At 70.0% G+C, this 14,056-nt stretch carries 17 protein-coding genes and 2 pseudogenes; 9 read left to right on the top strand and 10 right to left on the bottom strand.

The features are described from left to right. Nucleotides 1-43: 43 nt before the first annotated feature. Together ACTWPT_RS55795 and ACTWPT_RS55790 are read right to left on the bottom strand one after the other, a co-directional pair. Nucleotides 44-283 (bottom strand): hypothetical protein, encoded by a 240-nt coding sequence (locus ACTWPT_RS55795; protein WP_443185689.1) that lies wholly within the window; start codon nt 281-283, stop codon nt 44-46. Further along, complete coding sequence (locus ACTWPT_RS55790; protein WP_443185688.1) at nt 280-1,305, bottom strand: AraC family transcriptional regulator; 1,026 nt, start codon at nt 1,303-1,305, stop codon at nt 280-282. Before ACTWPT_RS55790 ends, ACTWPT_RS55795 begins: the two co-directional genes overlap by 4 nt. A 145-nt stretch (nt 1,306-1,450) precedes the next feature. Between ACTWPT_RS55790 and ACTWPT_RS55785 the strand changes: the two genes are divergently transcribed. Both ACTWPT_RS55785 and ACTWPT_RS55780 read left to right on the top strand, forming a co-directional pair. Continuing rightward, nucleotides 1,451-2,311: an enoyl-CoA hydratase/isomerase family protein gene (locus ACTWPT_RS55785; RefSeq protein ID WP_443185687.1), complete on the top strand. Its 861-nt coding sequence runs from the start codon at nt 1,451-1,453 to the stop codon at nt 2,309-2,311. Nucleotides 2,312-2,515: 204 nt separating this feature from the next. Beyond that, nucleotides 2,516-2,644: pseudogene (locus ACTWPT_RS55780) on the top strand (DUF2000 family protein); the annotation flags it as partial. Nucleotides 2,645-2,676: 32 nt separating this feature from the next. Here ACTWPT_RS55780 and ACTWPT_RS55775 read toward each other — a convergent pair. Both ACTWPT_RS55775 and ACTWPT_RS55770 read right to left on the bottom strand, forming a co-directional pair. Beyond that, a complete protein-coding gene (locus tag ACTWPT_RS55775; RefSeq protein WP_349451412.1) occupies nt 2,677-2,802 on the bottom strand; it encodes a hypothetical protein in 126 nt (41 codons plus the stop codon). Between the two features lie 114 nt (nt 2,803-2,916). Beyond that, nucleotides 2,917-3,966 (bottom strand): transposase, encoded by a 1,050-nt coding sequence (locus ACTWPT_RS55770; protein ID WP_443185686.1) that lies wholly within the window; start codon nt 3,964-3,966, stop codon nt 2,917-2,919. A gap of 83 nt (nt 3,967-4,049) precedes the next feature. Here ACTWPT_RS55770 and ACTWPT_RS55765 point away from each other — a divergent pair, with 83 nt between their 5' ends. After that, nucleotides 4,050-4,232 carry a hypothetical protein gene (locus ACTWPT_RS55765; protein WP_443185685.1) on the top strand — a complete coding sequence of 61 codons (183 nt, stop codon included), beginning with the start codon at nt 4,050-4,052 and terminating at the stop codon, nt 4,230-4,232. A 39-nt stretch (nt 4,233-4,271) separates the two neighbouring features. Here ACTWPT_RS55765 and ACTWPT_RS55760 read toward each other — a convergent pair whose 3' ends face one another. Further along, nucleotides 4,272-5,234 (bottom strand): NADP-dependent oxidoreductase, encoded by a 963-nt coding sequence (locus tag ACTWPT_RS55760; RefSeq protein ID WP_443185684.1) that lies wholly within the window; start codon nt 5,232-5,234, stop codon nt 4,272-4,274. A gap of 139 nt (nt 5,235-5,373) precedes the next feature. On the opposite strand from ACTWPT_RS55760, the gene ACTWPT_RS55755 reads away from it, so the two are divergent. Next, nucleotides 5,374-6,363 (top strand): GlxA family transcriptional regulator, encoded by a 990-nt coding sequence (locus ACTWPT_RS55755; RefSeq protein WP_349451445.1) that lies wholly within the window; start codon nt 5,374-5,376, stop codon nt 6,361-6,363. A 122-nt stretch (nt 6,364-6,485) separates the two neighbouring features. Here ACTWPT_RS55755 and ACTWPT_RS55750 read toward each other — a convergent pair whose 3' ends face one another. Next, the gene (locus ACTWPT_RS55750; RefSeq protein WP_443185683.1) at nt 6,486-6,941 is read right to left on the bottom strand and encodes a methyltransferase domain-containing protein; all 456 of its coding nucleotides are present in this window, start codon (nt 6,939-6,941) and stop codon (nt 6,486-6,488) included. On the opposite strand from ACTWPT_RS55750, the gene ACTWPT_RS55745 reads away from it, so the two are divergent. Beyond that, entirely contained in the window at nt 6,933-7,175 is a 243-nt protein-coding gene (locus ACTWPT_RS55745) for a hypothetical protein (RefSeq protein WP_443185682.1), read from the top strand. The genes ACTWPT_RS55750 and ACTWPT_RS55745 overlap by 9 nt on opposite strands. Nucleotides 7,176-7,359: 184 nt before the next feature. Continuing rightward, nucleotides 7,360-7,536, top strand: a complete 177-nt coding sequence (locus ACTWPT_RS55740) for a hypothetical protein (protein ID WP_443185681.1) — start codon at nt 7,360-7,362, stop codon at nt 7,534-7,536. On the opposite strand, the gene ACTWPT_RS55735 is transcribed toward ACTWPT_RS55740, so the two are convergent. Together ACTWPT_RS55735 and ACTWPT_RS55730 are read right to left on the bottom strand one after the other, a co-directional pair. After that, entirely contained in the window at nt 7,511-7,738 is a 228-nt protein-coding gene (locus ACTWPT_RS55735) for a hypothetical protein (protein WP_443185680.1), read from the bottom strand. The two genes, ACTWPT_RS55740 and ACTWPT_RS55735, sit on opposite strands and share 26 nt — an antisense overlap. Beyond that, nucleotides 7,723-8,487, bottom strand: coding sequence for a tyrosine-type recombinase/integrase (locus tag ACTWPT_RS55730; RefSeq protein WP_443185679.1), 765 nt, complete (start codon nt 8,485-8,487; stop codon nt 7,723-7,725). The genes ACTWPT_RS55735 and ACTWPT_RS55730 overlap by 16 nt, the downstream gene beginning before the upstream one ends. Before the next feature lie 95 nt (nt 8,488-8,582). On the opposite strand from ACTWPT_RS55730, the pseudogene ACTWPT_RS55725 reads away from it, so the two are divergent. Further along, nucleotides 8,583-8,693, top strand: a pseudogene (locus ACTWPT_RS55725) (IS5/IS1182 family transposase); the annotation flags it as partial. A 41-nt stretch (nt 8,694-8,734) separates the two neighbouring features. Here the strand turns inward: ACTWPT_RS55725 and ACTWPT_RS55720 are convergent. Together ACTWPT_RS55720 and ACTWPT_RS55715 are read right to left on the bottom strand one after the other, a co-directional pair. Next, a complete protein-coding gene (locus ACTWPT_RS55720; protein WP_349451420.1) occupies nt 8,735-9,484 on the bottom strand; it encodes a response regulator transcription factor in 750 nt (249 codons plus the stop codon). After that, on the bottom strand, nt 9,481-10,710 hold the full coding sequence (locus ACTWPT_RS55715) for a sensor histidine kinase (protein ID WP_443185678.1): 1,230 nt from the start codon (nt 10,708-10,710) through the stop codon (nt 9,481-9,483). The genes ACTWPT_RS55720 and ACTWPT_RS55715 overlap by 4 nt, the downstream gene beginning before the upstream one ends. Nucleotides 10,711-10,937: 227 nt before the next feature. Between ACTWPT_RS55715 and ACTWPT_RS55710 the strand changes: the two genes are divergently transcribed. Both ACTWPT_RS55710 and ACTWPT_RS55705 read left to right on the top strand, forming a co-directional pair. Next, nucleotides 10,938-11,735 carry an ABC transporter ATP-binding protein gene (locus ACTWPT_RS55710; RefSeq protein WP_443185677.1) on the top strand — a complete coding sequence of 266 codons (798 nt, stop codon included), beginning with the start codon at nt 10,938-10,940 and terminating at the stop codon, nt 11,733-11,735. Further along, nucleotides 11,735-13,987: an ABC transporter permease gene (locus ACTWPT_RS55705; protein WP_443185676.1), complete on the top strand. Its 2,253-nt coding sequence runs from the start codon at nt 11,735-11,737 to the stop codon at nt 13,985-13,987. Before ACTWPT_RS55710 ends, ACTWPT_RS55705 begins: the two co-directional genes overlap by 1 nt. Nucleotides 13,988-14,056 lie beyond the last annotated feature (69 nt).

Here is a 14,056-nt window from a genome sequence, read left to right as displayed (position 1 = left end):
GCTTCCCTTGCCGGCCTGAGGCAACGGGCACCCAGCCCGTTGGTCATTTCGCGCGCCACTCGTTCGCGTGCTCCGAGACGAATCGCGCGAAGGTGCGGGGCGGCCGGCCGGTCAGGTCGAGCACCGTCGTGCTGACGCGGTCTTCGCGCCCGCGCCGGATCCCGTCCTCGACGGGTCGCGAGGGCAGCGGCGAACTCGGTTTGCAGGCCGACGGCCCGGAAGCCCTGGTTGGCTGAAGGATCCCCATCGGGTCGGGCGCAGTCGAATGCCCGAAGATGATCAAGGGGGCGGCTCTCCGGTCGGCGTTTTCATGAGGTCATGACTGATCGTCAGGCTCGACGGGGCGGGCGTCTCCAACTGGAAGGCCGTACCGTTGTGGCTGCGTGTCTCGCTGCGGTAGCGCCCGGGCGTGCGTCCGTGGGCTCGGGTGAAAGCGCGGGTGAATGCCGGTACCGATCTGTAACCGACCGCCTCGGCGATGGTCTCGAGGGAGCCATGACTGTCGCGTAGCTGCACGGCGGCCAGATCCATGCGCCAGTTCGCCAGGTACGCCGCGGGGGTGTATCCCGTGGCGGCCGGGAAGCGGCGGGCGAGGGTCGCACGGGAGACCGAGATGGCTTTTGCGAGCGTCGAGGTCGTCCAGGGGATGGCCGGATTCGCGTGCAGGTGCCGTAGCGCTTTGCCGATGACGGGGTCGTAGAGGGCACCCAGCCAGGTGCCGAAGCACTCAGGAGGATTCACCGCGAGCCAGGCGCGCAGCATCTGCACGAGCATGATGTCGATGAGGCTTTTCAGTACGGCAGGCGTGGCGAGCTGCGGTTGGGCGAGTTCCCGGGCGAGCATGCGCACCGTGTCGGTCAGCCCGGGCGTCCCCGCCTCGGCCCGCACGTGCACGGGACCTGGTAACAGGGTCAGGATCTGGGTGAGCGCGGCCGGGTCACAGTCGTAGTGAATGGTGACGATCCGCGTGGTCGCGGGCTGCGACCCGAGGCTGATCACCTCACCGGTGCCGCGCCCGCGAGCGGCCACATGCTCGCATCGACCGCGTCCGGCGCTGCCCGTGTCCGTGGGGTCGTCGGTGAGGCCGTGCGGGGTGTCGGCGGGCAGCAGGACCACGTCGCCGGCCGCTAGTTCCACCGGTTCGTGTCCGGCGACCGTGAGCCAGGTACTGCCTGCGGTCACGGCATGCAGTGCCGCCCCGGGATAGTCGTCCAGGGTGATCGCCCATCGGCCGCCTGCTTCGACACGGGTGCTCAGTGCCCCCTTGACGCCCGAGATCGCCAGGGCGTCGGTCAGTGGATCCATAACGTCGACGTTAGCACCTTGATCAGACGCAGATGAGGCAGATAATCAATCATCTGAGCTGTGCGGGCATGGTTCGCCTCAGTGGTTGCCACATATGGTCTTGGGAGCCGGGACTCACATCCGGCATCATCGAGAAGGAGTCACCATGGACTACCACAGCTGGGCAGGCCTCGAGATCACCGTCGCGGACGGTGTGGCCACCGTGTCGCTCGACCATCCGCCTCTCAATCTGATGGACGGCGTGCTGCTGCCGTCACTGCGTGGGTTCGCACATCAGGTGCGCACCGATGCGGCCGTGCGGGTGATCGTGTTCCAGAGCGCCGATCCGGAGTTCTTCAGCGCTCACGGCGACATGGCCTACCTCACCGACCCGGAGGCCCTGCCCGCCGCCACCCAGGCCGCGATCGACGCCGCGCCGGGCGCCGTGATCCCCGACGGCCTGAACATCCTCCAAGCCATGGGAGCCGAGGTCCGCGACCTCCCGCAGGTCACCATCGGCAAGGTGGCCGGTTTCGCCCGGGGCGCCGGCAACGAGTTCCTGATGTCCCTCGACATGCGGTTCGCCGCGATCGGCAAATCGGGTCAGGCCCAGCCCGAGTCCACCCTGGCGATCCTTCCCGGGGGCGGTGGCACGGTGAACATGACCCGCCTGCTCGGCCCGGCCCGGGCCCTGGAACTGCTCATCGGTGGCCAGCTCGTCGGCGCCGAAGTGGCCGAGCGCTACGGCCTGGTGAACCGGGCTCTGCCCGCCGACGAGATCGACTCCTTCGTCGACACCCTGGCCCGCCGGATCGCGGGAGTACGCCCCGAGGTCGTTGCCGCGATCAAGGCCACCGTCAGGGCCGCGACCCCGCCCGCCCCCAACACGGCCTACGTCGTCGAAAACGCCTTCCTGTACTCACTGTTCACCGAGGACATGGTCGAGATCGCCCGGAAGCAGCTGGCCGCGGGCGTGCAGACCCGTGACGGCGAGCGGGATCTCGAGGGGCTCGTCGACAACCTGTGACCTGGGTTCTGGCACGCATCTCAGCGGTAGGGCCCCACGTCCCGGAAGCTCGTCGCCCGAGCCGCGCTACCCACCAACCAGACGGTCAACGCGGCGACCGTCCTCGGCACCGGCGCCGGTGCCCATCCTGACCGCGGACCCGGCCGAGCCGACCCGCCTCTACCGCTTCGCCGGCGAGCGGGAGCAACTGGCCTCCGGGCCCGCACTTACGAGGCGTACCTGGCCGAGCTCGCCACCCCGGCCGAGTCCGACTCCGACATCGTCGGCGTGATCTTCGCGGGCCCCCGCAACCAAGTCACCGAGTTGACAAACGGCTCCCCCCTGCTGAGCTGACGGGAGGTGGCCGGGCGCCGGCCCACCGACTGTCACGCGGCTTCCGGTGCCTCCAGAACCAAAGGAAGCATCGTGAGGATTTCGGCGGCGTGTTCCAGCGCCCGGACGTCGACCCGCTCGTCGGTCTGGTGCGTGAGGTTCGGGTCGCCGGGCCGCACAGGAGAGTGGGAACGCCGGCCGCGGGCTGCTGGAGGGAAGCGTCGGAGAAGTAGCTGACCCCGCGGACTTCGGGCGGGGGCGCCGAGATCGCGGACCCTGCTGGTTAACTCGCCTCAGGCTGCGAGAGCGAGTTCTGCCAGTTCGAGGCGGGCAAGGTGGCTGGTGCGGGTCCGGTCGAGCGGGTTCCCGTTCCACCAGGCGTCCAGGCGGATGAGGTTGAGCGCCACGGCGGAGAAGACGTGTTCGAGGTGAACCTTCGCCAGTCCTCGGTAGCGGGCTCGGCGGACTCCGGTGACCGCGACGGCCTGGCGTATGGTGCCTTCGACTCCGGCGCGGAGCTTGTATTTGTCCTGCCAGCCCTTGGTGGTCTGATCAGCACGTGCCTGGTCAAGGGCTTGTTGAAGGGGGCGGGCGCGGATGGTGAGCTGGCGTCCGCCCTTCTTGGCCGAGGTGCACAAGGAGCGAACCGGGCACGGCCGGCAGATCTCGCCGCTGAATTTGACCACGATCGCCTCGGTGTCGCGCTGGGCGCACGGGCTCCACGAGGAACTCGCCCGTCCTTGCGGGCAGGTGACCTGTTCGGCGTCCCAGCCGATGGTGAACGCCGCACGGTTGTAGCCGGCGGCGGCGCGGGCTTGCGATGAGTGATCCAGCAGAACCGGGGTGATGAGCGCGATCCCGAACCTCTGGCGGGCATCGACGAGGAGTTCCGCAGACGGGTAGCCGGAATCGAGGTAGTGCTCGCCGGGCAGCAGCCTGCGTGCCGCGAGCATCTGATGGATCTTCTCGGTCATCTGGCTGTTGGGCACGGTCGCGTCCGTGGTGGCGACGTTCGTGATCAGGTTGGGCGGCACGATCGTCTTGCCGTTCGTGCCGGCGGGGGTGTGGCACGTCTCGCTGACGTGCAGCTTGTAACCGTTCCAGAACATGTCGTCGCCCTTGGCCGCCCACCGGGCATCAGTGTCGTAGGGGGAGGTCAGCCGCACTCTGACCGGCGGCAGTCCCTCTCCGCCGTCTTCGAGGGGCCGCCGCCGCTGAACCACCTCCCGCCCCTTGTGGTCGGTGACGCGCACATAGTTTTGGATCAACATGACCTGCAGCGCCTGCACCGCGGGCAGATTCCGTAACCAGGCCGGGGAGAACGGCGCATACACCGCTTCCACCAGCGCATAGCCATCGGCGCCGTAGGCGCGCGCAAGCTCATCGCGCTTCGTCTCCGATCCCGGCAGCCGCCAGGAGTCAACCCGTGCGCGACTGGCAGCACGCCCGCGGCCCGCACGTGACGAAGATGCCGGCCACGGGCCGCTTCCCGGCCGTGGCCACGTTCGTGCACGACGGCACGGACGTGGACGCCGAGACGTCCTTCGCGACCGGCCTCGACTGGGTGCTCGACGCCGTGGCCGCCAAGCTCGACCGGCCGCCGGCGTGACGTTCGAGATCTTCAGGAACGGCCCGCGACGTCTGCGCCTCAGCGTACGGTGATGACCAGCTTGCCCGTCGTGCGGCCCGTCTCCCCCTGAGCGTGGGCCCGGGCGCCCTCGGCGAGGGGGAAGGTGCCGGAGACGTGCGCGCGGAGCCTGCCCCAGGCGGCGAGGTCGGCGATGGCGCGCATCCCCGCCTGGTCGTGCTCGACGATCAGGGTGACCGCGCGCACCCCCGCTTTCTCGGCCGCGGCGCGGGTGTCCTCGGCGCCCCGCAGCAGGGAGACGAGGACGCCGCCGGGGCGGAGCACGTCCACGGAACGGGTGGTGGTCTCCCCGCCGAGCGCGTCGAGGACGACGTCGTAGCGCTCCTCGGTGCCGGCGAAGTCCTCGACGCGGTAGTCGACGCAGGCGTCCGCGCCGAGCTCGCGCAGGAAGTCGTGCTTGGGGGCGCTGGCCGTACCGGTGACGTGCGCGCCGCGCTCCTTGGCGATCTGCACGGCGAGATGACCGACGCCGCCGGCCGCCGCGTGGATCAGCACCCGCTGCCCGGCCCGCAGGCCCGCCGTCTCGACGAGGGCCTGCCAGGCGGTGAGCGCGGCGAGCGGCAGGGCGGCCGCCTGGACGTGGTCGATCTCCGCGGGCTTGGCGGCGAAGGCGCGGGCGGGGCCGGCCACGTACTCGGCGTGGGAGCCCGCCCCGTGCGGGTAGGGCAACATGCCGAACACCTCGTCGCCGGGCTGGAAGAGCGTGACACCCGGGCCGGTCTCCACCACGGTGCCGGAGACGTCCCAGCCGAGGGTCAGCGGCGGGGGCGGCAGGAAAATACTCAGGGCGCGGTGCTTGAAATCCGTGGGGTTGAGCCCCGCCGCGTGCACGGCCACGAGGATCTCCCCGACACCGGGCACGGGCCGCGGAACCTCGGTCAGCCGCAGCACCTCCGGGCCGCCGAGGGCCGTCTGGTGCAGGGCGAGCATGGTGGGGGCAGCACTGCTGTACGTCGTCGTCATGCCTCGATCCTGGCCGTACGGTCGCGCCCGGGTCGATGGCAAGAAGGTCAGCCTCCGATACATTCATGCCATGCCTGCCGATCCTTCCACCCGTCCCGCACCTCAGCGGCTCCGTGAGCTCGCCTGCCGCGCGGCCGCGCTGGCCCCGCCCCCGCGACCCGATGCCCACAAGGTCGTCGTCCTCGCTCTCGACGGCGTCTACCCCTTCGAGCTCGGCATCCCGCACCGGGTGCTGGGCTCCGCCGACGGCCGCTACGAGGTGCTGTCGGCGAGCGTGGACGGGCAGCCGGTGCGTACCGATGCCGACCTGACGATCGTCCCCGGGCACGGTCCCGAGGTGCTGGCCGAGGCGGACACGGTGATCATCCCTCCGTGCGCGATCTCCGTGACCTCGCCCACCGCCCCGGACCAGCAGGCTCTCGCCGCCCTGTCGCGCGTCCGCCCCGGCACCCGCCTGGTGTCCATCTGCACCGGCGCCTTCCTGCTGGCCGCCGCCGGTCTCCTGGACGGGCGCCGGGCCACCACCCACTGGGCGCTCACCGAGATCTTCCAGGAGCTGTTCCCCCGGGTCGAGCTGGACGCCGGGGTGCTCTTCGTCGACCACGGCGACGTGCTGACCTCCGCGGGGGCGGCGAGCGGCGTCGACGTCTGCCTGCACCTGGTGCGCCAGGACCACGGCAGCGAGGTCGCCAACCAGGTCGCCCGCCAGTGCGTCGTGCCGCCGTACCGGGACGGCGGGCAGGCGCAGTACATCGAGCGGCCGCTGCCGCCGGCGAGCGAAGCCGGCACCGGGCCGACCCGCGACTGGGCGCTGCGGCGGCTGGAGCTGCCCCTGTCGCTGGACGAGCTGGCCGCGCACGCTTCGATGAGCACCCGTACCTTCGCCCGGCGCTTCCGGCAGGAGACCGGTCTGAGCCCGGGCCGCTGGCTGACCCAGCAGCGGCTGCGGCGGGCGCGGCACCTGCTGGAGTCCAGCGACCTGCCGGTGGAGCGGGTCGCCCACGAGGTCGGCTTCGCTACCGCCACCTCACTGCGGCGGCATTTGGCGGCGGAGGCGGGGGTCGTCCCGTCGGCGTACCGGCGCACCTTCCGCGCCTCGGGTCCGGCCGGTAGCGGCCGGTCAACCTGACCCGGCGCTTCCCGGCGCCTCGGGTGCGGCCGAGAGCGGCCGGTGAATCCGGCTCCTTGGGTGCGGCCGGTGAACCTGGCCGGTGCTTCCCCGCCAGCCCGTTCACGGGCCGGGCAGCGCGATCACGCTCGCCTGCGGTAGTGGTACCAGCCGGGGCCCGGTGCGGGCCGGGGTGACCAGCGCGCACCGAGGAGCGCGGCGAGATCGGTCGCGTCGATCCCGGCCGGGCCGACACCGAGGCGGCGCGGGGCGGCGGCCCGTACCAGCAGATCGGCGCCGGGTGCAGCGAGCGTCTCGACCGCGGCGGCCCATCCGGGCCGCCGCCGGGATGGGATGCCGTGCAGGCAGCCGTTGTCGAGCACCAGCGTGACGGTGCCGCCGAGCCGGCCGCCGGGGTCGACGCTCGCCGGGTCCGTGACGTCGGCCGTCCGCCACGTCACCGACGCGCCCGGATCGAGACGCCGCGCCGCCGCCACCGCGGGCGCGGCGTAGTCCACGGCGGTGACCGTCCAGCCGCGCGCGGCCAGGGCGCGGGCCTGCCCGCCGGTGCCGCGGCCGAGGTCGACCGGGTGATCCATGCCGCCTCGCACGTCGGCCCCGCCGGGATCCTGCCCCGGGCGGGCACGCTGGGCTATGACATCGTGGCCAGTTCGAGCGCCGTCGTGGAGGCGTGCCTGGCGGCCGACGTCCCGCTGTGCGTCTTCAGCTCGGCGGAGGTCTACGGCCGCAGCGGCGTCCTGGACGAGCGGGACCCTCTCCGGGTGCCCACGGCCTACAACGCCAGGTCGCCAAGGCCGTGGTCGAGGCGATGACGGTCAACAGCATGGCCCGGGGGCTGCGGGCGGTGGTGATCCGCCCGTTCAACGTCGCCGGGCAGCGGCAGTCGCGCGCCGGGGGTTTCGTGATGCCCACCTTCGTGCAGCAGGCGCCGGCGAGCCGACCGTCAACATCGGCAACCCCGCCAATCGCACGACGATCGGCAGGCTCGCGGAGCGGGTGCGCGACCTGCTCGGCAGCGACTCGCTCATCATGCACACCGACGGGCGGCGCCTGCACGGCGGCGCCTACGCCGAGGCGGAGTCGTTCGAGAAGATGCCGGCGCTGCGCGCGGCGACCACGGCGGACTACTACGAGACCCGCGAGGACGTCAGGGGGCGCTATGCGCCGCTTTGACCGTGTTCTGCTGGTCTCGCCGCACGCCGATGACGAGCTGCTCGGGTTCGGCTACGAGATCGCCTACGGGGATCGGCAGCTCACCGAGCGCCTGGACACCGTCGGCCTGCGCGAGCTGGTGGACCTGCTGCAGGAGCGGATGGACCGGCTCCGTCCCGATCTGCTGCTGCTGCCCAGCGGCGACGACTACGACCAGGACCACGCGGCCACCTTCCGGGCCGGGTTCGCGGCGGCCAGGCCGATCGGCGGCCAGTTCGGCAAGTGGCTGGTCCCGCACGTCATGGCGTACGAGATGACCATCTGTCCCCTTCTCCAGTCGATGTCGCCGAGTTGCATGGCGGCGACCTCACAGACACGCAGTCCCAGCCGGGACAGCGCGGTCAAAATCGCGAAGTCGCGGCGGCCGAGAGCGGTGTCGCGATCACAACTGGCCAGCAGCAGATCGGCTTGCCCAGGTTGCAACCGCCCGGGCAGAGAACTCAGCCTGCGGTTGGCAACGGTGGGCACCGCCGTAGCCAGGTCCCGATTGATCCGGCCGGTCACGAACAAGAAGCGCAGCAGCGACCGCAACGCGGTCACCATGCTCTTGGCGTCGGGGACGCTACGCAGTCCTGCCTGGTCGAGCACGAACTGGGAGACCTGGGCCGCCGACAGCCGGTCCAGCCCGCCGTCCAACGGGCTGGACAGCAGAGTCAGGAAGGTGCGGACAGCGATCAGGTAGCGGCGGATGGAGACCTTGGCCAGCCCACGCTCATGCACGAGAAACTGCCGATACTCCCGCACCAGCATTGCCACGTCAGGGCGGAGGTCCAGCGGCACCGGCTCCGGCGGCGGCACCACGCCGATCTGCCGGAGATGAACCAGTAGCGGTGCAAGCCCTCGCCTGCTGCGGAACTTGCGGTACTCGCCCCGTCGGTCTCTCAGAAACCGGTCGGCGACCTCCTCGGTCAAGTCTTCCGGCCGCAGCCGACGCTATTATCCCGACCGGGCCATCCGCCACCCCACCTCGACAGCGTCAGCTCGGGATAACCCCGATCGCGGAATAATATGAGACTCTACCCGCCAGCTCCCAAGCCGTGATTCACATCGCGTCGATCAACAATCTGACCATGCGTATAACGGACGAGACCACTCCAACCTGGCGAGGCACCTACTAGAACATAAGCCGCAATCTACTCAAATCAAACGCCCTCTCACATCACGGCTGGGCGGTGCCGCTGTTGGGGTCGGCGGTTACAAGGCCGGTCTGGTAGGCGATGACAACGAGTTGCGCGCGGTCGCGTGCGTCCAGCTTGGTCATGGCGCGCTGCACGTGGGCGCGGACAGTGAAGGGGCTGAGGTACATCCGATCGGCGATCTCCAGATTGGACAGACCGGTCGCGACGAGAGCGACCATCTCGCGTTCGCGCGGGGTGAGGGCGGCGAGTCGTTCGGGATGGCGTGCTGCGGTACCGGCCGGCGTAGCGAGGAAACGGGTCACGAGGGAGCGGGTCGCCGCGGGGGACAGGAGGGTGTCACCGCTGGCGATCGTGCGTACGGCGTCGAGCAGGTCTTGCGCCTCGATCCCCTTGCCGATGAAGCCGCCGGCCCCTGCGCGCAGGGCTTGTGCGACATACTCGTCTGTCTCGTACGTGGTGAGGATCAGTACGCGGGTGGCACGCAGATCCGGATCCGCGCAAATCTCCACGGTGGCGGCGAGGCCGTCCGTGCCGGGCATCCGGATGTCCATGATCACCACGTCCGGGCGCAACGTGCGGGTCAGGGTCACCGCCTGCCTGCCGTCGCCCGCCTCGCCGACCACGACGATGTCGTCGGCGCTGTCGAGGAGGGTGCGGAAGGCGCCGCGTAGCAACGCCTGATCGTCGGCGAGGAGAACCCGGAGCGGCACAGTGTCATCCCCGGCCGCCCCACCGGTGTCCGGCTCGTCGCCTGGTGCGTTGTGGATCATCGGCCCTCGCCATCGGTCGCTCCGTCGGTTATCCGCGCTGTGTTCTCGGCGGCGGGAAGAGGCAGGTGGGCGGAGACGAGGAAACCCCCTTGGGGACGTACACCCGCGGTGAGAGTTCCGCCGGCCGCAGTGGCCCGTTCACGCATTCCGATCAGACCGTAGCCGGGCGGGTGCGCTTGTAGCTTACGGAGTCCCCCGCCATCGTCGGTGATCGTGATGGTCACGTGGTCGCGGTTCCAGGTGAGGCGCACCTCGGCGCTGCCGGTGGCGGCGTGCTTGGTCACGTTGGTCAGGGCCTCTTGGATGATGCGGTAGGCGGTGAGGTCGATGGACGGTGGCAGCGGCCTGGCTGTGCCGTCCTCGTGCATCGACACCGCCAGGCCCGCGCTGCGGAAGGTCTTCAGCAGCGTGGGGACCTGCGACAGCCCGGGCGCCGGATCGGTGAGTGCGGATGTGTCGTCGGGCTGGCGCATCAGACCGACAGTGGCCCGCAGTTCGTCGAGGGCTTGGCGAGTGGTCCTGACCAGTTCGTTCAGGCTCGTGCGGGTCTGTTCCGGGCGGGTAGCGAAGAGGTGGGCGGCGACGGTGGCCTGCGCGTTGGCCAGGGTGATCTGGTGGGCCACCAGGTCGTGCAGCTCGCGAGCGATGCGGAGCCGTTCCTCGGCCACCCTCCGGCGGGCCTCCTCGTCCCGGCTTTCCTCGGCCCAGCGTGCCCGTTCCTCCATGATCTTCAGGTATGCCAGCCGGTGCCGCGTCGAGCGACCGAACATGGCGGCCACGAGCGGCGCCGCGGCCACGGTCGCCAACCTGCTGATATCCGCCCACGAGAAGTCGGGTTCGAAGAAGGGAGGTACGGCGGCCAGCAGCGTCGCCGATGGGAGCAGGACGGCGAGCACCAGTCGTCGTTCGGCGCGTTTGGCGAGTGAGTAGGCGCTGATGGCGGCAGGGGCCAGCATGAGCGGGGTTGACAGCGAACCCATCGGCGCGACGACCATGCCGCACACGGTCGTGGAGATCAAAGTGGTCACGGGCGCGCGGTGCCGCGCCAGGAGCAACCCGGACGACACCGCGGCGAGGAAGTAGGCCGGCACTGGTGGGAGTGTCACCGTGTCGTCGACCTGAAGCGCCCCACCGAGCAGGCAGAGCACGAACGCCACCGCGACGGCCGTTCCCTCCCGCCACCACGACCCGACCGGCGGCGCGAGTGAACTACGCGAGTTCGTCATCGACGTCCATCCACCGCAACACTCGTTCAGCCTAGAGGGCGTCTCCTGATTCCGCGCAGCCGCCGACGATCAGCCTTGCCGCACGTGTGTAGTGCGTCCGCACCAGAGAGCGAGCCGGGCTGGTCCGCGTGCACCAGGCGAAGACGGTCTCGGCGAACGATGTGCGGCACCGCGGTGCCCGGAAGAGTTGGTGGCGGAATTGTCCGGCAAAGCGGCAGGAATAAACGTTGAAGAACACCGGAGACTACGCCGACGCGATTCGGCTGACGGCCGTCCGCAAGGTCTATGGAAGGCGCGATAACCAGGTGGTGGCGCTGGAGGAGGTGACGACGCAGTTCGGCCGAGGAACCTTCACGGCGATCATGGGGCCGTCCGGTTCCGGCAAGAGCACCTTGTTGCAGTGTGCGGCCGGGCTCGATCAGCCGACGTCCGGCTCGGTTCTGCTCGAGGAGCACGAGCTCAGCGAGATGAACGAGACCGAGTTGACAAAACTACGGCGAGACCGGATCGGCTTCGTCTTCCAGGCGTTCAACCTGCTTCCGGTCCTAACCGTGCGGCAGAACGTGACGTTGCCGCTGCGGCTCGCCGGCCGTAAACCGAAACGGGGCCGGGTTGCGCAGGTCCTCGACCAGGTCGGCCTTGCCCAGCGGAGCAACCACCGTCCGGCGGAGCTGTCCGGCGGACAGCAGCAGCGGGTCGCCATCGCCAGGGCGTTGATCAGCGACCCCGCCGTCATCTTCGCCGACGAGCCGACCGGTGCGCTGGACACCAGGACCGCGCGAGACATTCTCCAGCTGCTGCGGCATTCCTCGCGGGTGGCCGGTCAGACGATCGTGATGGTGACCCACGATCCGGTCGCGGCGTCGTACGCCGACCGCGTCCTGTTTCTCGCCGACGGGCGGCTGGCCGGTGAGCTGCACTCGCCGACCGCCGAATCCGTTGCCGACCGAATGACTCACCTGGGCGCGTTCGCCGTCGAAGGCCCCCGCCCGCAGCCGGCGAGGAACCGAGGAGGGCAGCGTTGATGCTGCAGCTCGCTCTGCGTACCTTGCGGTTTCGCGCGGGCATGTTCGTGGCGGCCTTTCTCGCCATGTTCCTCGCGGCGGCCATCATGATGGCCTGTGGCGGCCTGATCGAGACCGGCATCCGCACGGATGTGCCGCCGCAGCGGCTGGCCTCGGCCGACGTCATCGTCACCGGCGACCAGGAGTACCGCGGCTCCGGCGGCGACACTGACGAACCTCCTATCCTGCCCGAGCGGGTCCGCATCGACGCGGGGCTGGCGGACACGATCGCGGCGCTGCCCGGCGTACAAAAGACCAAGAGTTTCGTCTTCGAGGGAGCCCCACCGCCGGGTACCGTCGACGCGATCGGTGTGCAGGCCAAGCCGGGAGCGGACGTCAGCGAGCTCCAGGAGCGAATCGACGCCAAGCTGGGCAGCGGAACCGTCACCCTGGTGGGCGACAAGCGGGGGCAGGCCGAACTACGCGAGGCCAAGGCGAGCGGCGTCACCGTGATGGCTCTGGCCGGTGTCCTCACCGCCTTCGCGATCCTGGTGTCCATCTTCGGGGTGGCCTCCATGCTCGCCCTTTCGATCGCCCAGCGCCAGCGGGATCTGGCGTTGCTGCGAGCCGTGGGAGCGACACCTCGTCACCTGCGCCGGCTGATCTCCCGCGAGACGTTGCTGCTGTCCATACTCGCCACCTCACTGGCCTACTTTCCGGGCCGGTTCCTGGGCCAGTTCATGTTTGACCAGCTGGTCGAGCGCGGGATCGCCGCGGACGGCTTGGCCTTCCGGCAAGGCTGGATTCCGACCGTGGCCGCCATGGCGGTGGCGATCCTCGCGGCCCTTGCCGGTGCCCTTGGCGCCGGCAGAAGGGCGTCGCGCGTCAAGCCGACCCAGGCGCTCGCGGAGGTCTCTGTCGAAGGCAAGCTGATCGGCCGCGGACGCATGCTGCTGGCGGTGGCTTCCCTGGCCGGTGGAATCGCCATGATGATCGTGACCATCGCCGTGATGAGTGGACCACTCACGCCGGCCACCGCCGCGCCCGCCGTGATCCTGCTCGCTATCGGATTCGCCATGCTCGCACCCGTGCTGACGACGATCACGACCTTTGCCGTGCAGTGGCCGGTGCGCGCGCTGGGAGGGGCGACCGGCCAGCTCGCCGTGCTCAACGCACGTGGCCGCGGCGGCCGGATGGCGGCCGTGTTGGGCCCCGTCATCCTGTTGACCGCGGTGTCGACTGGCATGGTGTACCTCCAGACGACCAATGACGAGGCCGATCGGCGGGGCTTCGCCGGCAACCTGGTCGCCGACGCCGTGGTGACCAGCCGGGACCGTTTCGACGCGGGCCTGGTGGCACGTATCAACGCCTTGCCGCACGTCGCCGGTGCCTCGGAGTACGTCAGCAGCGTCGGCTTCATCGAGAAGCCGGATGAGAGCTCGCCGATGACCGAGGGCTGGACCCTCCAGGGCGTCACCGCCAAGGGCGCCGAGGCCACCACACCGGTCCAGGTCACTGCGGGCAAACTCGCCGACCTGCGCCATGACACGATCGCGATCGGGAGCCGGCACGCCGAGAAGCTGGGCGTCGGCGTCGGCGGCACCATCACGCTGCGGATGGGCGACAACACCACTCTCGACGTGCGGGTGGCGGCACTGTTCTCCGCTCCGGACGGCTACAACACCATGTTGCTTCCCGCCGACACCCTGGCAGCTCACACCACTGAGGGACACGCGACGCGAATCCTGGTCAAAGGCGACAAAAACACTGACCCCAAACAATTGGTGGCGGACCTGACCAAGGCGACCTCCGCCGAGGGCGGTCTGAGGGTGACCGGCCGAGACGTCCTGCTCAGGGAGTTCGACGACCAGAAGACGACCGCCAACTTCGCGATCTACCTCACGGTGATCATGATCGCGGGGTACGCGGCGATCACGGTGATCAACACGCTGATGTCGAGCATGACGGCGAGGAGGCGAGAGTTCGGGCTGCAGCGGCTCGCGGGCTCGACTCGTGGTCAGGTGCTGCGGATGGCCGGCTTGGAAGGGGCGATCCTGGCGGTCGGCGGCATCGCGCTGGGCACCGTCGCCGTCCTCGGGATTCTGGTGCCCGTCAGCCTCAAGCGCCTCGGCTCGGTGCTGCCCGCCGGGTCCCCGTGGATCTACGTGTTGACGGCCGCGCTGACTGTTCTGCTGACGCTCGGAGCCGCGCTCCTGCCCGCATGGCGGGCGACGCGCGGCCGGCCGGCCGAGGCCGCGCTCGCCATCGAATAGCAACCTTCTTCCGTTGCCCCGGGCCGGCTCCCTGTGCGCCCAGACGGTCCCGGGGCCGGAGAGGACGAC

Source organism: Nonomuraea sp. 3N208, from assembly GCF_052245935.1.
Lineage (GTDB): Bacteria > Actinomycetota > Actinomycetes > Streptosporangiales > Streptosporangiaceae > Nonomuraea.
Note: the sequence above shows the minus strand (reverse complement) of the source record. Positions and strands in the feature narration are given on the sequence as shown.